Origin of the sequence: Arthrobacter rhombi (assembly GCF_900163545.1) — a bacterium.
Taxonomy (GTDB): Bacteria; Actinomycetota; Actinomycetes; order Actinomycetales; family Micrococcaceae; genus Arthrobacter_H; species Arthrobacter_H rhombi_A.
In genome coordinates, this window is record NZ_FUHW01000027.1 from 1 (window position 1) to 17,316 (window position 17,316).

Consider the following 17,316-nt stretch of genomic DNA (forward strand, 5'->3'; position numbering starts at 1 on the left):
TCACTACGAGGACTTCCACCCGCTGCCCGCGTACCCAACCTCAGTGGTCAATACATCTAGGCGGGCCGTCGCGCCGGTGACAGCGTCGTCGGCCGGTGCGGCTACTGGTGCATCAAGACCAGCAGCGCGGCCACGAAGATGAACAACGTCCCGAAGGAGAGGTTGAGGATGCGTTGGCCGCGCGCATTGCGGGTGAAACGACGGAATCCCTTGGCCGTGGCGGCGAAGAAGAACCACATGACCAGGACGTCCACCGCAACGATGGTCCCAATGAGTATGAGGTATTGGGGTGCCAGGGGGGCTGCGGGACGGATGAACTGCGGGGTGAACGCCAGGAAGAAACCCGCTGTGCATGATTGGGGTCATTCATACAAGGAAATGCCTCGGCACCGTTAGCGCGGTCCGAGGCGTGGCAACCACTGAAGAGAGTGATCACATGGCTGATACTAGCAACAACCCGTACGCGTTCCCACTGCCCCCTTGCACCGCCCACACGTTCCAGTGGGAAGACGGCGAACGCGACGAGTGCTACCGCTGCGGCGCCACGCTGCACGCCAAGCACCTAGACACCTTCCCCAACGTCGAGCCGGGGCACGACACCGTGACCGTAGCCGAGTGCCACCGTCGCGGGCTCCCCGGCACCGTTACCGAGCTCGCCACTGAGGCTCTGCTTTTGAATATCGCCCCGTCCGAGCTGCTCCGACGTCTGGAAGGCGTCTATGCCTCCCTAGCTGCTGAGGCTAGAGCGGCCAATCTTGCTCGCATTTCAAATGCGACCACAGCGGATGCCCTGTGAACCGGCTCAGCGCCGCCCTGGACGCTGCCCTGCTGTTCACCTTGGCATTCTCCCCCAGCCTCATTACCGGGCCGTTCTAGACGGTCCTCCCACCCTGCCCTGTGCGGGTGCTGGGATGCCGTCACGGTGCCCTTCCCGTGGCGGTTTCCGAGCTACCCGCTCGCGTCGCTCCTGCCTCCCCAGACGTAAACCGGTAGAGGCGCGGTTGAGTTTACCCACGTTAGGCCCCGTACCGCCGGGGCACTGTTCGCAAAGGCCACGCGATCAGGTCCGCTACAGCTCGTCCTCATTTCGAGGGCGGGCTACTAGTGCTGATTCCGAATGAAGGTGGGCGGCGTTTGGGGTGCTGTTGTGGTGTGGGGGACCAAGCAAGGCCAGCCCCATAGGGTCCGCTTCATCTTTGAACCTAACCCCGTGAGCACTCAAGCAAACCGACACCCTAGCCACGTACCTTGAAGGGAACCGGGCTAAAGCAAGTAGCCCGGTTCCCAGCATCGAACCCTAGCAAGATCGGCAGACGTCATGGAGGAAATTCTCAAGCATCGCCTGACCGCCAGCATGTCCGTTATCGGGCTCGTCGTCATCGGGGGCACCCTCACGGCGGGCCACACCTACCCCGTCGCGCTCGGGATCATCTGGCGCGGCCCGTAGGCTCAAACAAAACTAGATGGGGGAACCATGACCGCAGCAACCAAAAAGCCCATGACAAAGCCAATGAAAGTGGTCCTATGGATTGGCGGCTGCATCGTCGGCTTTGCGGCGCTCGTCATAGTAATTGGGACACTTTACGTGCCGGAAACACAGGATAGCCCGACTGTCGCGCAGCAGGAAAACAAGGCAGATAAATCAGGGGAATCAGCTAAGGCATCTGCCGAGAAGAAAGCGAAGGCCGCGGCGAAGGACCCGTTGAAGGCTGCCGAGTTGGCGGCGAACGTGGACGGGCTGACAGTCACGGAATCCACCGCGCCCGGCAAGCCGGTCATTGCTCAATTTCCGATTGCCGACCACCTTTCAAAGCTTGCGATCAAGCTAGACGCGCAGGATGAAACGATCAAGATCCTTAAGGCTGTTCGGGAAAACGTGAAGAGCTACAAGACAGTTTATGTTCAGGGATCATTTGCCTCGACGGACGACTACGGGAACGATACGGATTACACGGTCCTGAATGTCCATTACGAAAAGGCGACCGTGGATAAAATCAACTTTGACGGAATCGAATCCGGCAGCGCGTGGAGTATCCGCGATGGCGGCACGATCAATTCAAGCCTGCTGGGATAGGGGGAACCATGAAGAAAACCGTATTCGCTGCCGTTGCTGCCATCGCCGCTCTAAGCCTCTCGGCGTGCACGGTCGGCACAAGTACGCCCGATGCCGCCGCGACGTCCGCAGCGAGCGCACCAGCCGCCAGCGGGGCAACCTCCGCGCCGCCCAGCGTCGCCCCTTCAGGCCTAAAGCTATCCGGCGCAACGCCAGAACTTCAGACATGGATCGAAAAGAAACATGACGAATGGGTGAAGAACTACGCGGAGGATCAACCGTCTGCCCACGACTCGGTTTATATCGACATGGACGTGGACGCCGCCATGCGCACCGCCGAGGAAGACGACATTGAGAAGGCGTGGGTGAAGAACCTCGAATGGAAGTCCCCCCGCTGCGGCGAGATTGTGATCACCGTCAAGGGGAACGACTGGAACAAAGAGAACCTGAATTCGGTTGGCGGCCTCATACTCGTGGGGCTGGCCGACAAGTCGCCGGAAGTCCAGGTTGTGACCACCGTGACCGAAGACGGCAAAACGAAGGACGTGGACACCCGAACCGATGATGACTACCTCACCGAAGGCGGGAACGTCGGGGGAACCTGCGACGCCTAACTCAAACGCCAAAAACGCCCCGCCAGATCCGAAGATCGGCGGGGCGCTTTTCCTGATGCAGCCGGGGCAGGTATGGAAGGCGGCAGATTTCCTAATCTGGTCACTACCTGCCCATTTGTCGGCTGCTGGCGCTGGCGGGATCACTGCAAGGAAACGCTTCCTACTCCCCCGCCATCGTTCCGGGCCCGCGGTGTTGCGGTCCCCCGGTGACGTTGACGCCAAATCTTGGGGTTAGATCGTGTGGGCGACCTCGGACCACGGCTGATCCGGCGCCGGGAAACGCTCGCGCATCTCAATCGGCAACGAGGCCACGCCGTTAGGCAAGTTCGCTTCAGCCCAGGCAGTCCGGGCAGCGTCCCACGCTGCCCACCGCTGATATTCCGAACCACCGGGCCAGTCGGCCATCACAAAATCAGAGACAGACGCCGGGATTGCCGAGCCGTCGAAGGCCACTTGCTCCTTCTTGCGGCGCCTCACTGGACGGCCCGCAATCCGCGGACGCCGGAACGCTTCTGGGGCAGTCGGTCGGCCTCCTGGTCATCCTCGAGGGGAATCCGCAGCGAAGCAACGAGCTTGGCGAGCGTTACGCGCTGCTGTCGCAACTCCACCAAGGCCGGATGGGCGCGCACACCCTGCGGCGTAACCGCCGTGACGCCCTCCTTACGGACGATGGCCTCTAGATGCTCGAGCGCGTCCACAGTGCGGGCTGCTTCCAACAGAATTGTGAGCTCATGTTGCCCTAGTTCGTAGTCGTCAGTAACGCTTTTCCATAGCTTTCGGCCCCCATTCTTCAAATTCGAGGGCGTTTTATGCTGCATTTTCACTGTCCTTTCCGTGAGAACACGCGGGTAAAGCGGGGAATGGGCCGATTCATCCAGCGCCGCTGTGTATGTATCTCAATGCCGGGGGGCAGATTCGCCCGCGGGTGGGGACCGGGTTCCCCCTGGCATTGCCCACGGTGCCCCTGAAATCGCCGCTGCGGGCCTCAAGGTTGCCCCTGCAAGGCCCGCAACGACGCCTCGTGCCTCACTGTGCCGCTTGGCTGATTCTGTCGATTCTGAGCAGCGTTTTCTTGCCGCTTTTTACCACCCCAAATAGCCGGGAACGCTGGCCTCCAAGGCGTCGCGCTGGCGTTGCCTTGTCTTCATGAGTTCGGTTCGTCGGTTGTTTGCTTCTCGGGGTGTGTCTGCGAGGTCAAGGGCGATTCCTTGTCGTGCTGCTTCCCATGCGCTGGGCTCTTCCCGCAGTGCTTCCCACTGTTCGGGCGTGGGGTTCGTGTACGCGAATAGCTTTGCCCTGCTGTCGATTGCGTGTCCGCTCTTGAAGTGGTGCAGGCTGCCCCATGCTGCGATCACTCCGTCTAGTGATGCCAGCGCGGGCATGAGGTCCATGGCGGCTCTGGCCGTGCTGGTGCTGGCCGTGCTGAGGTTGAGCCTTGCGGGGTCTTTCATCGTGCCGAGGGTCTGTGCTGCGGTTTCGATGGTGGCCGCATGCTCGGCAAATAGTTCGCGCAGCTTCGTGTTCAGGTTCGCGTGCTGGGTTCGGACTTCGGCGGCGTTTGCTTCTGCCTGCTTGATTTCATGGAGCATCTCGAAGTCGGCGAGGTCGCGTGCGTGGCACTCGGTGACGGTGGCGATCACGCGGGGGTCCGCGTAGGGGTTTGGTTCTTTGCTTTCGAGGACTGCGGTCAGGACGTCTTCAGCGGTGGCCTGGGGTTTCTTGATGGCGAGTAGGGCCTTGGCGGTGGGAAGCTGTAGGCCGACCTGGCGAAGGGCTGATGCAAGGTTGCTGAGTTGTGCACGGTCGTTCATGTTCTTGCTCGTTTCTACTGGTTGTCTGTGTAGGGCTTCGGGGTGCCGTCTGCGATGTTCAGGCGGGTGTCGCCTTCATCGTCTTGGAACAGGCTTTTCATTGCTTCGCGCATCTGTTGGTCTTCGGCTCGGTCCTGGGGCGCGGTGCGGGCTTCGGTGATGTTGAGTCGGGTTTCTCCGTTGTTTTGGAAAAGTCCCTTCACCCATTCGCGGGTTTCTTTGTCGTTGTTCATTTGGTGTTGCCTTCCTGATTGGTGATTTCGAGCCAGTGAATCCAGCGTCGGAATTCGGCGATAGTGTGCCCGTCGTGTCGGATTTTGAGGTTTCCGGCGGTGTCGAGGTCTTTTGCGGTGCCGGGGACGTCGAATGTCCCTTCGGTGGTGATGATTCGGATCATGGTTTATTCGCTTTCTGCGGTGGTGGTCGGTAGTGCTGGTTCGGCGGTGCCGTCGGCGGCTGTCAGCGGGGCGCTGTAGCTGGTGTGGACGGGCTGTGCAGTTCTCGGTGATGCGGGCCGTTGCTGGGCGCTCTTGTTGGTTCTGGCGGTTTCCACGGCGTCTACGATTCGGTCTGAGAGTCGAAGGGCGGTTTCTTCGGTGACGACGGCGACTCTTTGCCCCATGCGGATCTGGATCGTCCGTCCCGTGCCGTCGTCGTTCGTTGCTTTGGCCTTGAATCGGGAGGGCTTCGACTTGAACCGGGGATCACGCCGGGTGGTGGGGGTGTCGGGCGTTGGGTGGGTGGTCATTTGGTGCCTTTCTGGGGGTGTTGTGGTCCATTCGTTTTCGGCGCGGTCGAGGGCGTCGATAACGGGCTGGTAGGTGGTGAGCTGGTGGAGGATCTGGCGCAGCTCGTCGGGCCGTTCGTAGTGGTCGGCGTGGGTGCCGTCCTGGGCCGCTTGGATGAAGTCCCGCGCCAGCTCGCCTATGGGGTCGTGCCGGTATTTCTGCCGCTGTAGCCAGTCGGTGAATGTTCCGGTGGGGCACTTGGGGCACTTGTTCCCAGTCGTTTCTATAATCGTTTCCTCGTGAGAATGACCGGGAGAAAGTGACCCTATGTGCCCCTTTTTCGCATTTCGCCTAGTCAGATCGTTATAAGTCATTTTGCGTACCTAGTCCCTTCCAGATGCGATAACCGCCGGTTTTGCCTTCAGAGACACCGGGAAGTGCCCCAATGCGTTGTGTGAATGCCCGCGCCGGGAGCTGTTCGGCGTTGTTTTCCCGTGCCCATTCGAGGTAGACGTGATGCAGCTCTGAGCGCGTCACGCGGGCGCTGGGGGCCACGGTGCAGCATTCAGTGAGGAACTGTTGCAGCTCGTCGTTTTCGGTCCTGTAGGAGTCGGTACGGGCCATGACGGCGGCGGGCGCTGCCAGCCCCTCGTCTTGGTATCCGGCCAGCCCTAGAACGGCCCATGCCAGGACGGCGGCGCGGTTCAGCTCTAGGCGTTCCTCAAGCTTCGGATCTTCCCGACCGATGAACGACACATCGAACGGCACTACCCGCATTCGAGCCCATACGGCGGTCGCGTCCGCGTCCACCTTCGGCAGATCGTTGGTCAGCATGAAAAACGTATGCGACGGGTCGAACTCCACGGGGTTTTGTCCCATAAACTTTGCTTCGATGGTGTCCCCGCCGGTCAGGCTTTTCATGGTCGATTCGGCGAGCTTGTCGCCCTTCTCAAGCTCCGACATGACCGCCCATCTTGCCCCGCGTAGCCGCATTCGTGAGGCGAGCTCACCGGCTGAGCGCTGCCCGTACCGGCTGGCTATGAGCATGTCGTTTGATGCGGTGATGGCGTAGTCTCCGAGTGCCCCGGCCAGCGCACGGGCTAGGACGCCTTTGCCATTGCGCCCGGTGCCGGTAGCGATGACTAGGATGTGTTCGATAACGCGCCCGATCAGTGCCAGCCCTGCGTACCGTTGCAGGAATGCCCTCACTTCCTCGTCTGGGAGGCTGGAGGCCAGAAAGTGGTCCCAGTCCTCACTGGTGGCCGAGGGGTCGTAGTCGCAGCCCGTGACTTTTGTGATGTGGTCGGCGGGATCGTGGGCGCGGAGCTGGAGCGTGTGAAGATCCAGCGTCCCGTTCCGGCAGTTGAGCAGGTACGGGTTCACGTCGACCTGGGCGGTGAAGAGTTTCCGTGATGCAAGGTCGAGTACTCCGGCGCTGCCGTTGGCCGTCATGCTTGCCTTCACGTCAGCGGCCAGGGCCTTATCCGTCATCCCTTGCTGCCAGCTCAGGGCCAACAATTCGGTCAGTAGCGCGTGGGCGCGTGCGGCCCGGTCATCCGGTGCCCACCGGGTGCCGTCCCAGAAATGCCAGCCGGAGCCGTTGACGTAGAGGATGCGTCCGCGCCCGTAGGTTGCCAGCCTGGAGGCGATGCGCTGATGGGATTGCAGGCCCTCGTCTTGCCACTCGGGTAGGGCGGCGTAGTCCTGCCCGGTCGCGACGGCGAAGGCTTCGGCTAGTTCGCTCATGCTGACACCCCCTGGCGGTCGGTCAAGATCCCGCCACGGCGCAGCCCGTCGAGGAACTGGGCAAGGCTGGGCTTCGGTTTGATGGTCGAGACGGGCATGGGCCGGTCACGGAACCTGGGCACGTCGAGGGACCGGGCCGTGTCGGCGACCTGCGCCCTGTTGTGGGCGTCGGTGGCCTCCAGCGTGTAGAAGCGCACGGCGGCGAGTTCGGCGGCGTTCCCGGCGTCCCTGAGGCCGTCCCGGTGCCCTTGTGCGTGGCCGTCCTCCCAGCCCTGCGTGTAAAGCGCGTGGGCGCGGGCGTTGGTGGCGATGAACGCGGTGTTATCCATGGTCACCGCCTCCCACTGGGGCGAGCTGGCATAGGACCACTGAGGCGTCTAGGCCGTCCATGGTGGCCCGGTCCACGGCACGCTGGGCGCTGGGCAGGTTGAACATGACGCGGCGGCGGTAGCGGGGCGGTACGTGATCCCCGCGCACCTGCACGACGGCGACGTACACGCCGGTAATCAGTGCGTGGTGGTCAACGGCACTAGTAGATTTGTCGGCTATGCTGGAGGTATCCGGTTTGGGTGTGCTGTGCGTGTTGAGAAGGTCCAGGTTTGCCGCCTGGGCCTTTTCCATTTCCTGGGTCATTAGGCGCGGTCACCGCCAGCCTTGAGCCATGCGGCGTGCTGTTCCGGGGTGAACGGTTCGGCCAGGACGCGGGCGGTGCGTACGTAACCGACGGCGGGCGGGTAGATCGCTTCGTGCCAGCCTGAGGGGAGGATTCGCCGGGACAGCGATTCGTCCCGGTAAACCTCGCGAGCGGTGAATTGGGCTTTCCGGCGTGACATGCCGCGCTCGCGCCGGAAGTAGGTGCCGAGGTCAGGCAGTTCTACCGCGTTATCTACCTTGGCTGGGGTTCCCTTGGCTGAGCATTCGCTCACGGGCTGAGGCTGGGTGGCGGCTCTCAAGCTGCACCACAGCCAACGGGGCGAAGGAGACCGGCGATACGGTCGAGCTGGCCCGGGGTCAGGGGCGGCGCTTCGGCGACCACGCGAGCAACGTAGTCTTCGAGATGTTCGGCCTTGAGCTGGCGGCGCAGCTCGGTTACGTCCGCGTTCGGGTCGCGGCGCTTAGCGTGGGCAATCTGTGATCGGGTTTTTGTCCAAGACGACAATTCTCAACCTCCGGGCATGAATGTTCCATGCTCCGGCGGGAGGCAATTTCCTACAGGCTTCGTAAGCGGCATCCTGACGACCGGCGTATCCGGGGCTTACCCCGGCGCTATTGCTTCTAGCCTATAGCATCAAGTGACGAAAGGTCCAAAAAGTGCAAGCCTGCGGCCTTGAGCTGGCGCAACGACCGCCATAATCTGATTTGCCCCATTGGCACGTCACGGCCACACTTCGGGCATTTGAACGGGTAAGTCTTGTGAATGCCCTTCGACGGGTCAAAGTGCCCCTCTGGTGCCCGTAGCGGCTTCACGAACGCGTAATCTTCGCCGTCCGTGAAGTTGTGGAGATCCTTGTTAGAGGGCATTTTCGTCTCGCCCTCGCCCTCCTCCAAGTCGCCCAGCACGTAGAACGAACCGAGAATTGCACGCTTGTGCGTGTCTCGGCCTGTGCAACCAATCTTGATGACGAAGCGCTCGCGGAGGGCTTCCATCATGCGGGGGTCGGGTTTGGGCCTGCGTCGGCTCATGCTTGCTTCCAATCAATCTTGATGTGTTCCGGGTGGAATCCCCGGCCCCGGGTAGTGGGCAACACCGTAATATCGGTGAGGGCGCGGACGATCTGGCGGCGATTCTTCAGCGGCAGATCTTCCCACGCGGCGGCAACGTCGGCGACTCCCAGTACCTCAGTGACCGGGCTAACCTGCTGGGCGCTGTTGATAATGCCCTCAAGTCGGGATAGTTCCAGGCTGAGTTTCCCGGCCTGCTCACGCACAGCGGCGGGGGATAGGAGGCCGTCCGCAAGCAACCCGGCCAGCGCGTCACGACGGCGGCGTACTTGGGCCGCTTCAGCGCGTTCGGCGCTCACGTCGTTGTCCTCGGTGAGCAATTGGGCGGCGTCGGGGCGGCTCAGGCGGGCCACGATTACCGCATTCACGTACTCGTCTACAAGGGGCAGTTGCCGGGTCAGGCAGTAGCCCCCGTGGCACTTGTAGACCATGCGTTTCTCGCCTCGAGTCACATGGGCACCTGCGTACATCTTCTTTCCGCACTTCCCGCAGACCATGAGGCCGGACAGGAAATGTACGGCGTCGAGGTCGTCCGGCGCTTTTTTCCGGCCCGGGTTGGCTAAATGCTGCTCAAGCTGAGCCTGAGTGTCGGCGTCGAGAATCGCGGGCCAAGCATCTTTGGCGATTACTTCCCCGTTGTACGCCCGATGGCCGATAGCGGTCGGATTTAGAAGGGTTCGCGTCAGCGTGCGCGATGTTAGGGGACTGCCCGTGGTGGCGGTGAATCCCCGGCCCGTGAGGTCGCGGACGACGCCCCGGACGGGCTCGCCGCTCAGTATGCGGCGTGCGGACTCGCGCAATGCTTTGGCTTCCGGTTGCACTACCGTGACGGTGTCCCCGTCCCTGTCGTAACCGAACGGGCGGGCGCTCCAGTGGGGCTTGCCTTGGCTCGCCCGTTGACGGTTGGATGCCTTCTGACGCTCGCCTTTGTGGGCTACTTCCATCTGCGCGATGGCCGTGAGGATCGTTGCCACGGCCACGCCGGTAGGGTCCGACATGTCGAGGGAAACGCCGTGTACACAAGCGATGTTTAGGCCTCGAGGCTTGCCAACGTCGATGACGCGGTGAAGGTCGCGCACAGAGCGCGTGAGGCGGTCCAAGTGCCAGACCACCACGGCTTCTACGGTCCCCGATTCGATCCCCTTGAGCAATTCCTCAAACTGCGGCCTAGTCTTGCCGCTGGACGCCGAGCGGTCGTTGTCGCGGTATAGGTGCAAGTCTTTCCAGTCTTTGGCGGCTGCAAGCTGGCGGCAGGCCTGTTCCTGGCGGTCTACTGCTGCGGCGTTGCCGGTCCTATCCAGCGATTGCCTGACGTAAATAGCGATGTGCGACATGGGCCGATAATAGCCCACGACTTGACAGCGGCGAAGACGATCGCCTTCGGGTTCAGGAGGTTCACCCAGAGCCCGCGACGGAACATGGACAGGGCGGATTCGTGGGCCCTGACGTCTACCGCGGACGTGTCGGGGTCCGGTTTGGCCCGCAGCAGACCCACGCCGAGATACACCAGATAGGCGGCACCCAGGTAGCGGATGGCGGCGAAGGCCACCGGTGAGTTGGCCACCAGCACCCCGATGCCGGCGGCGACAATCATCACGTGCACCAGCAACGCGGCCTGTTGTCCCAGGATGCCCCAAAAAGAGCGCCTGAACCCGGCATTGAGCGCATTATTCATGGTGTTGATGGCCCCGGCGCCGGGGGTGAAGCTGATCAGGATGCAGGCACCCAGCAGTGAAAGCCAAAGGGAGAGGGTCACCCCAAGATTCTAGGGGGCAGGAGCCCGCTAACTGGTTTCGTGGCGGTGGGATCCCGTGGCCCGGTCCACGGCGGAGACAGCGTCGGCCATGAACCGGGTCATGACCAGACGCTCCTCGGGGCTGTAGCCGGCGATGACGTCGCCGAGCTCTGCGGCCAGCGCGGTGAACATGGCCCTCCCGTCCGCCACGGCAGTGGCGGTGCTCTGGATCCTGACCACCCGGCGATCGGCATCGTTGCGGTCGCGGGTGATATGCCCGGAGGCGGCCAGCCGGTTGAGGAGGGCGGAAGTCGCCGGCGAGCTCAGGTTCAGTTCGGCGGAGATGTTGCTGGCCGTCGGGGCTTGGCCCGCCTGCTCTGAGCGCATGACGTAGGACAGTGCGTTGAGGTCAGTCCGATGCATCCCATGCCCAGAGCCGGCGGTCTCCACGTAGCGGTCCGTGGCCATGACGAACTGCTGGAGCAGTTCGACGAGACGAAGATCCGGGTGGCTTTCCATGGTGATAGCTTAGGCCGATCATCTTTACTAGAAAATCATATTACTTTATGGTGGAACTAAAGTAGGATCCTTTGAGATCATGAACACCGGGTACGGCCGTGCCGCCCATGCCGAGGAGCAGAGATGACCCAGCAGACCAAGGACCCCCATGCCGGTTCCCCGACGAAGTCGAGCGCTGGCCACCGGAGCCGAGGGCCGGTGCTTCGTGCCCTGTTGGCGGTCCTGATCGTCGCAGTCTGGCTCGGGGTGGCCGGGATCGGTGGCCCGACCTTCGGGAAGCTGGACCAGGTCCAGACCAACGACCAGGCGGGGTTCCTCCCGGCGACGGCCGAGGCCACGAAGGCCTTGGATGCCCAAGCCGCGTTCAGCGACAGTGAAGCGATCCCCGCCGTCGTGGTGCTCGAAGGAAAAACCGCAGCCGGTATCGAATCCTTCGACGCCGACGCGCTCAAGAAGAGGATCGCGGCGGGGAATCTGGTCTCCGGGGACATTGCCGGCCCCTTTCCCTCCGAGGACGGCACGGCGCTGGAAATGGTGGTCCCGCTGACCGAGGACATGGAAGCCGATGCCGCCGTGGCCTCGCTACGTGCCGCCCTTGCCGACCAGGTCCCCGACGGGGTCAACGCCTATGTCACCGGTCCTGCGGGGTTCACCGCGGACCTGGTGAAGGCCTTCGCCGGAATCGACGGCATCTTGCTGTTGGTGGCGTTGAGCGCGGTGCTGGTGATCCTGCTGTTGGTCTACCGTTCTCTGCTGCTGCCCTTCACGGTGTTGTTCACCGCGGTGGCGGCCCTGTGCCTGGCGATCCTTGCCGTCTTCTGGATGGCCAAATGGGACTGGATCAAGCTCGATGGACAAAGCCAGGGCATCTTGTCGATCCTGGTGATCGGCGCGGCCACGGATTATTCGCTGTTGCTGGTGGCCCGTCATCGTGAGGCCATCGCCGCGGGCGACCGGGGATTCGAGGCTGCCACCCGGGCGCTCAAGGGTGCGGTGGAACCGATTATCGCCTCGGCCGGAACGGTGACCGTTGGACTCCTGTGCCTGACGTTCTCGGATTTGAACTCCAATAAGGCGCTCGGGCCGATCGGGGCCTCGGGGATCATCTGTTCGGTGATTGCTGTCCTGACGTTTCTCCCGGCGGCCCTGACCCTGCTCGGCAGGGTCGCCTACTGGCCGTTCGTCCCACGCCATGCCGATCACCTCGACCCCTCTCCCGTGGCAGCGATCGGGCTCTGGGGCTCGGTGTCCCGTCTGGTCGGCAGGCATCCACGCCGGATCTGGATCGCCACGGCGCTGGTGCTCATCGTCGGTTCCCTGGGCATCACGCAGCTCAAGGCCACCGGTGTCCCCCAAAGCGATCTGGTCTTGGGTGAGACCGAATCGGCGACCGGACAAGACGTTTTGGCCCGCCATTTCGACGCCGGCGCCGGCAGCCCGGTAGTGCTGATCACCGCCAGCGATAGCGCAGAGAAAATGCTCGAGACGGTGAAGAAGGATGACGGCGTGGCCTCGGCCTACCTGCAGGCGGAGGGTGGCGGTCCGGCAGACGCCGGAGCGCCGGGTCGGGAACGCCCCGCCCAGGAGGTGGACGGACGGAATCTGATCTCCATCACCCTCGAAGCGGCTGCCGATTCGGCGGCGGCCGAGCAATCGGTGGTTTCGCTGCGTCAGGAAGCGCAGCGGGTGGACCCCGACGCACTCATCGGCGGCCCCACGGCCATCTCCCTGGATACCAATGTCACTGCCGAAGAGGACCTGGCGAAGATCATCCCGTTGATCCTGCTGGCGATCCTGGTGATTCTCATGATGCTCCTACGTTCGGTTCTGGCCCCGGTGCTACTGGTCATCACCACGGTGCTCTCCTATGGGACGGCCATGGGCGTCTCGGCCTGGGTCTTCAACGGGATCTTCCAGTTCCCCGGAGCCGACCCCTCCGTTCCCCTCTTCGGGTTCGTCTTCCTGGTGGCACTCGGCGTGGACTACAACATCTTCCTGATGACCCGAGTCAGGGAGGAGTCGCTCAAGCACGGAACCCGTGAGGGGGTGTTGCGTGGTTTGGCCGTCACCGGAGGGGTGATCACTTCGGCCGGAGTCGTCCTGGCCGCGACCTTCGCCGCCTTGGGTGTGATCCCCATTATGTTCTTGGCCCAATTGGCCTTCATCGTTTCCTTCGGTGTGCTGTTGGACACCCTGGTGGTGCGCTCCTTATTGGTGCCAGCACTGGCCCATGACCTCGGAAAGGTCATTTGGTGGCCCTCGAAACTGTCCCAAGCCGGGGACTAAGGCGAAGAGCTACGAAGCCTGCTGGTAAGATGGGTCCTTGTGGCTCGTGCCGCCGGCAGGATTGCCGGTAGACCGGCCATGCGTCGACAGATTTGATCCTTTTCCCGCCGCCGCCCCACTTTGGGTGAGGCACGACGTTGCGGCGGAAGGCTGGCCACCCTCGTGGAGGTCCGGCGGAGCCCAGAATCACCGGGCCCAGGCATTCTTTTTCTTCGGCGAGATAGCGCGCCGAACCCGGTTGCGCACAGCAACGACCGAAAGCAGCCCCCGTGAGCGTTTCTTTTACTTCCCTCGGCGTGCCCGCACGCCTGGCGACCATCCTGTCCGAGCAGGGCATCGATAGCGCCTTCCCCATCCAGGAAGCCACGCTTCCATCGACCTTGGCCGGCAAGGACGTCCTGGGGCGTGGGCGGACCGGCTCCGGCAAGACGCTGGCCTTCTCGCTGCCGCTGGTGGCACGTCTGGCCGCGGATCCCAAGCCGCGTAAGGCACGCTTCCCCCGGGCCTTGATCATGGCTCCCACCCGTGAGCTGGCCACCCAGATCAGCCGCGTCGTCATCCCGCTGGCCGAGGGCGCAGGACTGCGCACCTCGGTCATCTTCGGCGGGGTCTCCCAGGTCCGCCAGGAGAAGGAACTGAACTCCGGCGTCGATATCCTCATCGCCTGCCCCGGCCGTCTCGAGGACCTGTTGCGGCAGAAGGTCGTCGACCTTTCTCGCGTCGAGGTTTCGGTGCTGGACGAGGCGGACCACATGGCCGATCTCGGCTTCCTGCCCGTGGTCAAGCGGATCCTGGACCAGACTCCGCGAGGCATCCAGCACATGCTCTTCTCGGCCACCCTGGACAATGGAGTGGATAAGCTCGTCCAGCGCTACCTGGACCAGCCGGTCATCCATTCGGTGGATTCCTCGCAGGCCGCCGTGGACACCATGGAGCACCATGTGTTCGTGGTGGACGCGGACTCCAAGAAGGAACTGATTCTCGAGCTGGCCTCCGGAACCGGACGGCGCATCATGTTCATGCGCACCAAGCACCACGCCAAGAAGATGGCCGTATGGCTCTCCAAGGCAGGCGTTCCTGCGGTTGACCTGCACGGGAACCTGAGCCAGAACGCCCGCGACCGCAACTTGGCGGCCTTCTCCGGCGGGGATGCCAGGGTTTTGGTCGCCACGGATGTGGCCGCTCGCGGTGTCCACGTCGATGGCGTGGAACTCGTGGTCCACGTCGATCCGCCCGCAGAGCACAAGGCGTACCTGCACCGCTCGGGCCGTACGGCCCGCGCCGGGTCCGCAGGGATGGTGGCGACCATCGCCACTCCGGATCAGCAAGGTGACGTGAAGTCCCTGATGCGTGCTGCCGGAATCAAGGTCCCCTTCGAGAAGGTCGGCCCGCAGTCGGCGGCAGTCGTTGCCGTCCGCGGCGACAAGGCCGAATCGGTCACCTATGTGGCGCCCCGGCCGCAGTCGAACCCGCGTGCCAAGACCTTGGCCGATTCCGATGCCGCCGGTGGGCGTGGACGCCGCCGCGGCGGTCGGGGCAACTCCCGTCCGGGCCGGCCGGCAGGACGGGGCGAAGCCCCGGCCTCCGGTGCCGAAAACCGCGGTGGACGCGACGGAGGCGAGCGGTCACGCGATGACCGGCCCCGTAGTGATCGCGGCGGCCGACCGGCTGCCGAGCGTGGAGGCCGCCCTGCGGCTGCCCGCAATGAGCGCACCGGCGAGCGCGCCGGCGGACGCAATGGCGGCCAGCGCTCCGGAGGCGGCCGCAGTCGTTCATCACAGCGTCAGGGATCGGGGCGTCCGGAGGGTCGCGAGGCCAACGCCGGCCGCGCTTCCTCCTCTTCGCGTCCCACGGCATCCGGTAGCCGACAGAGCAACACGATTGGCGAGGCCATTGGGCAGAAGACCCAGGAAGCCCTCGCGGCCGGCCGTTCGGGGCGTGGGCGCGGTAGTCGTCGCGCCGGGGCTCCGCAGTCCAACTACAAGGGCTGACCACCCGCGCAGGAGATGAACCGGGCTATCGAGTCCGGCACCGAGGCGCCGTTCCCCGTCAGCAGCGGGGGAACGGCGCCTTTTGTGTGGGCCAAATTCCGCGAAAAAACAAACTTGAGCCAACTGCACTCAAGTTCGAATTGACAATGAAATGAGCGTGAGTAGACTTGAGTGCAGAACGCTCAACCTCCCCGGTTGGGCGGAGAAACCAGCATTTCCCACCGGAAAGAAGGATGCATTATGTCTCGTGCCGTAGGTATTGACCTCGGAACCACCAACTCGGTCGTCTCCGTTCTGGAAGGCGGCGAGCCCACTGTCATCGCCAACGCCGAAGGCGCACGCACCACTCCCTCAGTGGTGGCCTTCTCCAAGTCCGGCGAAGTCCTGGTCGGCGAAATCGCCAAGCGTCAGGCAGTCAACAACATCGATCGCACGATCGCTTCGGTCAAGCGCAATATGGGCACCGACTGGAGCACCACGATCGATGACAAGAAGTACACCGCGCAGGAAATCTCCGCCCGTACCCTCATGAAGCTCAAGCACGACGCCGAGTCGTACCTGGGCGAAAAGGTCACCGACGCGGTCATCACCGTCCCGGCCTACTTCAACGACGCCGAACGCCAGGCCACCAAGGAAGCCGGTGAGATCTCGGGGCTGAACGTGCTGCGGATCGTCAACGAGCCCACGGCTGCCGCACTGGCCTACGGCTTGGACAAGGGCAAGGAAGACGAGCTGATCCTCGTGTTCGACCTCGGCGGCGGCACCTTCGACGTGTCCCTGCTCGAAGTTGGCAAGGACGAAGACGACTTCTCCACCATTCAGGTCCGCTCGACGTCCGGCGACAACCGCCTCGGCGGCGACGACTGGGACCAGCGAGTTGTTGACTGGCTGCTGTCCCAGGCCAAGGCCAAGGGTGCCGACCTGTCCAAGGACAAGATCGCCCTGCAGCGTCTGAAGGAAGCTGCCGAGCAGGCCAAGAAGGAACTCTCCAGCGCGACCAGCACCAACATCTCGCTGCAGTACCTCTCGGTCACCGCCGATGGCCCGGTCCACCTGGACGAGCACCTGTCCCGCGCCAAGTTCCAGGACCTGACCAAGGATCTGCTCGAGCGCGCCCGCAAGCCGTTCAACGACGTGATCAAGGAAGCCGGCGTCAAGGTTTCCGATATCGCCCACGTCATCCTCGTCGGCGGCTCCACCCGCATGCCGGCCGTCGCCGAACTGGTCCAGGAACTGGCCGGCAAGGAAGCCAATAAGGGCGTCAACCCGGATGAGGTCGTCGCCGTCGGCGCAGCCCTGCAGGCCGGCGTCCTGAAGGGCGAACGCAAGGACGTCCTGCTGATCGACGTGACCCCGCTGTCGCTGGGCATCGAGACCAAGGGCGGCGTGATGACCAAGCTCATCGAGCGCAACACGGCCATCCCGACCAAGCGTTCGGAAACCTTCACCACGGCCGACGACAACCAGCCATCCGTGTCGATCCAGGTCTTCCAGGGCGAACGCGAGTTCACTCGCGATAACAAGCCGCTGGGCACCTTCGAACTGACCGGTATCGCACCGGCCCAGCGTGGCGTGCCGCAGGTCGAGGTCACCTTCGACATCGACGCCAACGGCATCGTCCACGTCTCCGCCAAGGACAAGGGCACCGGGACCGAACAGTCGATGACCATCACCGGCGGTACCTCGCTGGCGAAGGAAGACATCGATCGCATGGTCCAGGAAGCCGAGGAACACGCAGCCGAGGATAAGGTGCGCCGCGAGGCCGCCGACACCCGCAACTCCGCCGAGCAGTCCGCATACTCCGTGGACAAGCTCATCAAGGACAACGAGGACAAGCTGCCCGAGGAGGTCAAGACGGAGGTCCAGGCCGACGTCGACGCCCTCAAGACAGCCCTCGAAGGCCAGGACAACGACGACGAGGTGAAGGCCGCGTACGAGAAGCTCCAGGAATCGCAGACCAAGCTCGGCGAAGCCATCTACGCCCAGGCCGAGTCCGAAGGCGCAGCCGGTGACGCAGGGGAGTCCGCAGGCACCGAGGCACCCGACGAGGATATCGTCGACGCCGAGGTTGTCGACGAAGAAGACGAAGAGAAGAAGTAAGGCGGTTCGAA

Annotated in this window: 21 protein-coding genes; 7 read left to right on the forward strand and 14 right to left on the reverse strand. The window is 63.4% G+C overall.

The window, feature by feature from the left end; translation table 11 throughout:
• Nucleotides 1-101 precede the first annotated feature (101 nt).
• Entirely contained in the window at nucleotides 102-335 is a 234-nt protein-coding gene (locus FM101_RS07330) for a LysE family transporter (RefSeq protein ID WP_086997659.1), read from the reverse strand.
• A 101-nt stretch (nucleotides 336-436) separates the two neighbouring features.
• Between FM101_RS07330 and FM101_RS07335 the strand changes: the two genes are divergently transcribed.
• From FM101_RS07335 to FM101_RS15565, 4 genes are all read left to right on the forward strand, one after another.
• Nucleotides 437-796, forward strand: a complete 360-nt coding sequence (locus FM101_RS07335; RefSeq protein ID WP_143269242.1) for a hypothetical protein — start codon at nucleotides 437-439, stop codon at nucleotides 794-796.
• Between the two features lie 522 nt (nucleotides 797-1,318).
• Entirely contained in the window at nucleotides 1,319-1,447 is a 129-nt protein-coding gene (locus FM101_RS16060) for a hypothetical protein (RefSeq protein WP_281255508.1), read from the forward strand.
• A gap of 27 nt (nucleotides 1,448-1,474) precedes the next feature.
• The gene (locus tag FM101_RS07340) at nucleotides 1,475-2,074 is read left to right on the forward strand and encodes a hypothetical protein (RefSeq protein WP_086997665.1); all 600 of its coding nucleotides are present in this window, start codon (nucleotides 1,475-1,477) and stop codon (nucleotides 2,072-2,074) included.
• Nucleotides 2,075-2,082: 8 nt separating this feature from the next.
• A complete protein-coding gene (locus FM101_RS15565) occupies nucleotides 2,083-2,667 on the forward strand; it encodes a hypothetical protein (protein ID WP_143269243.1) in 585 nt (194 codons plus the stop codon).
• A 473-nt stretch (nucleotides 2,668-3,140) separates the two neighbouring features.
• Here FM101_RS15565 and FM101_RS07355 read toward each other — a convergent pair whose 3' ends face one another.
• The 13 genes from FM101_RS07355 to FM101_RS07415 form a co-directional block, all read right to left on the reverse strand.
• A complete protein-coding gene (locus tag FM101_RS07355) occupies nucleotides 3,141-3,485 on the reverse strand; it encodes a terminase (protein ID WP_086997673.1) in 345 nt (114 codons plus the stop codon).
• 264 nt (nucleotides 3,486-3,749) lie between these two features.
• Nucleotides 3,750-4,478, reverse strand: coding sequence for a hypothetical protein (locus tag FM101_RS07360; protein ID WP_086997676.1), 729 nt, complete (start codon nucleotides 4,476-4,478; stop codon nucleotides 3,750-3,752).
• A gap of 14 nt (nucleotides 4,479-4,492) precedes the next feature.
• Entirely contained in the window at nucleotides 4,493-4,711 is a 219-nt protein-coding gene (locus tag FM101_RS07365) for a hypothetical protein (RefSeq protein ID WP_086997678.1), read from the reverse strand.
• Nucleotides 4,708-4,875 carry a hypothetical protein gene (locus tag FM101_RS15725; protein ID WP_179204267.1) on the reverse strand — a complete coding sequence of 56 codons (168 nt, stop codon included), beginning with the start codon at nucleotides 4,873-4,875 and terminating at the stop codon, nucleotides 4,708-4,710. Before FM101_RS15725 ends, FM101_RS07365 begins: the two co-directional genes overlap by 4 nt.
• A gap of 3 nt (nucleotides 4,876-4,878) precedes the next feature.
• Nucleotides 4,879-5,580 carry a hypothetical protein gene (locus FM101_RS15570; protein WP_143269244.1) on the reverse strand — a complete coding sequence of 234 codons (702 nt, stop codon included), beginning with the start codon at nucleotides 5,578-5,580 and terminating at the stop codon, nucleotides 4,879-4,881.
• Nucleotides 5,570-6,952 carry a DNA primase family protein gene (locus FM101_RS07375; protein ID WP_086997684.1) on the reverse strand — a complete coding sequence of 461 codons (1,383 nt, stop codon included), beginning with the start codon at nucleotides 6,950-6,952 and terminating at the stop codon, nucleotides 5,570-5,572. Before FM101_RS07375 ends, FM101_RS15570 begins: the two co-directional genes overlap by 11 nt.
• Nucleotides 6,949-7,281: a hypothetical protein gene (locus tag FM101_RS07380; protein WP_086997687.1), complete on the reverse strand. Its 333-nt coding sequence runs from the start codon at nucleotides 7,279-7,281 to the stop codon at nucleotides 6,949-6,951. Before FM101_RS07380 ends, FM101_RS07375 begins: the two co-directional genes overlap by 4 nt.
• Nucleotides 7,274-7,585 carry a hypothetical protein gene (locus tag FM101_RS07385; protein WP_086997690.1) on the reverse strand — a complete coding sequence of 104 codons (312 nt, stop codon included), beginning with the start codon at nucleotides 7,583-7,585 and terminating at the stop codon, nucleotides 7,274-7,276. Before FM101_RS07385 ends, FM101_RS07380 begins: the two co-directional genes overlap by 8 nt.
• Nucleotides 7,585-7,878 carry a hypothetical protein gene (locus FM101_RS07390; protein WP_086997693.1) on the reverse strand — a complete coding sequence of 98 codons (294 nt, stop codon included), beginning with the start codon at nucleotides 7,876-7,878 and terminating at the stop codon, nucleotides 7,585-7,587. Before FM101_RS07390 ends, FM101_RS07385 begins: the two co-directional genes overlap by 1 nt.
• A 349-nt stretch (nucleotides 7,879-8,227) precedes the next feature.
• Nucleotides 8,228-8,602: a hypothetical protein gene (locus FM101_RS07400; RefSeq protein ID WP_143269245.1), complete on the reverse strand. Its 375-nt coding sequence runs from the start codon at nucleotides 8,600-8,602 to the stop codon at nucleotides 8,228-8,230.
• Between the two features lie 29 nt (nucleotides 8,603-8,631).
• Nucleotides 8,632-10,008: a recombinase family protein gene (locus FM101_RS07405; protein ID WP_086997702.1), complete on the reverse strand. Its 1,377-nt coding sequence runs from the start codon at nucleotides 10,006-10,008 to the stop codon at nucleotides 8,632-8,634.
• Complete coding sequence (locus FM101_RS07410; RefSeq protein ID WP_086997705.1) at nucleotides 9,945-10,430, reverse strand: LysE family translocator; 486 nt, start codon at nucleotides 10,428-10,430, stop codon at nucleotides 9,945-9,947. Before FM101_RS07410 ends, FM101_RS07405 begins: the two co-directional genes overlap by 64 nt.
• Before the next feature lie 27 nt (nucleotides 10,431-10,457).
• Entirely contained in the window at nucleotides 10,458-10,928 is a 471-nt protein-coding gene (locus FM101_RS07415) for a MarR family winged helix-turn-helix transcriptional regulator (protein ID WP_086997708.1), read from the reverse strand.
• A 123-nt stretch (nucleotides 10,929-11,051) separates the two neighbouring features.
• Here FM101_RS07415 and FM101_RS07420 point away from each other — a divergent pair, with 123 nt between their 5' ends.
• From FM101_RS07420 to dnaK, 3 genes are all read left to right on the forward strand, one after another.
• Nucleotides 11,052-13,214, forward strand: coding sequence for an MMPL family transporter (locus FM101_RS07420; RefSeq protein WP_086997711.1), 2,163 nt, complete (start codon nucleotides 11,052-11,054; stop codon nucleotides 13,212-13,214).
• A 269-nt stretch (nucleotides 13,215-13,483) separates the two neighbouring features.
• Nucleotides 13,484-15,205 (forward strand): DEAD/DEAH box helicase, encoded by a 1,722-nt coding sequence (locus FM101_RS07425; RefSeq protein ID WP_086997714.1) that lies wholly within the window; start codon nucleotides 13,484-13,486, stop codon nucleotides 15,203-15,205.
• Nucleotides 15,206-15,445: 240 nt separating this feature from the next.
• Nucleotides 15,446-17,305: a molecular chaperone DnaK gene (gene dnaK / locus FM101_RS07430; RefSeq protein ID WP_086997715.1), complete on the forward strand. Its 1,860-nt coding sequence runs from the start codon at nucleotides 15,446-15,448 to the stop codon at nucleotides 17,303-17,305.
• Nucleotides 17,306-17,316 lie beyond the last annotated feature (11 nt).

Coding starts and splice junctions, on each gene's coding strand:
- FM101_RS15570 (WP_143269244.1), bottom strand. CDS start 5,580: ATGACTTATAACGATCTGACTAGGCGAAATGCGAAAAAGGGGCACATA.
- FM101_RS07340 (WP_086997665.1), top strand. CDS start 1,475: ATGACCGCAGCAACCAAAAAGCCCATGACAAAGCCAATGAAAGTGGTC.
- FM101_RS07420 (WP_086997711.1), top strand. CDS start 11,052: ATGACCCAGCAGACCAAGGACCCCCATGCCGGTTCCCCGACGAAGTCG.
- FM101_RS16060 (WP_281255508.1), top strand. CDS start 1,319: ATGGAGGAAATTCTCAAGCATCGCCTGACCGCCAGCATGTCCGTTATC.
- FM101_RS07415 (WP_086997708.1), bottom strand. CDS start 10,928: ATGGAAAGCCACCCGGATCTTCGTCTCGTCGAACTGCTCCAGCAGTTC.
- FM101_RS07360 (WP_086997676.1), bottom strand. CDS start 4,478: ATGAACGACCGTGCACAACTCAGCAACCTTGCATCAGCCCTTCGCCAG.
- FM101_RS07385 (WP_086997690.1), bottom strand. CDS start 7,585: ATGACCCAGGAAATGGAAAAGGCCCAGGCGGCAAACCTGGACCTTCTC.
- FM101_RS15725 (WP_179204267.1), bottom strand. CDS start 4,875: ATGATCCGAATCATCACCACCGAAGGGACATTCGACGTCCCCGGCACC.
- FM101_RS07400 (WP_143269245.1), bottom strand. CDS start 8,602: ATGATGGAAGCCCTCCGCGAGCGCTTCGTCATCAAGATTGGTTGCACA.
- FM101_RS07380 (WP_086997687.1), bottom strand. CDS start 7,281: ATGGATAACACCGCGTTCATCGCCACCAACGCCCGCGCCCACGCGCTT.
- FM101_RS07375 (WP_086997684.1), bottom strand. CDS start 6,952: ATGAGCGAACTAGCCGAAGCCTTCGCCGTCGCGACCGGGCAGGACTAC.
- FM101_RS15565 (WP_143269243.1), top strand. CDS start 2,083: ATGAAGAAAACCGTATTCGCTGCCGTTGCTGCCATCGCCGCTCTAAGC.
- FM101_RS07405 (WP_086997702.1), bottom strand. CDS start 10,008: ATGTCGCACATCGCTATTTACGTCAGGCAATCGCTGGATAGGACCGGC.
- dnaK (WP_086997715.1), top strand. CDS start 15,446: ATGTCTCGTGCCGTAGGTATTGACCTCGGAACCACCAACTCGGTCGTC.
- FM101_RS07365 (WP_086997678.1), bottom strand. CDS start 4,711: ATGAACAACGACAAAGAAACCCGCGAATGGGTGAAGGGACTTTTCCAA.
- FM101_RS07355 (WP_086997673.1), bottom strand. CDS start 3,485: ATGCAGCATAAAACGCCCTCGAATTTGAAGAATGGGGGCCGAAAGCTA.
- FM101_RS07335 (WP_143269242.1), top strand. CDS start 437: ATGGCTGATACTAGCAACAACCCGTACGCGTTCCCACTGCCCCCTTGC.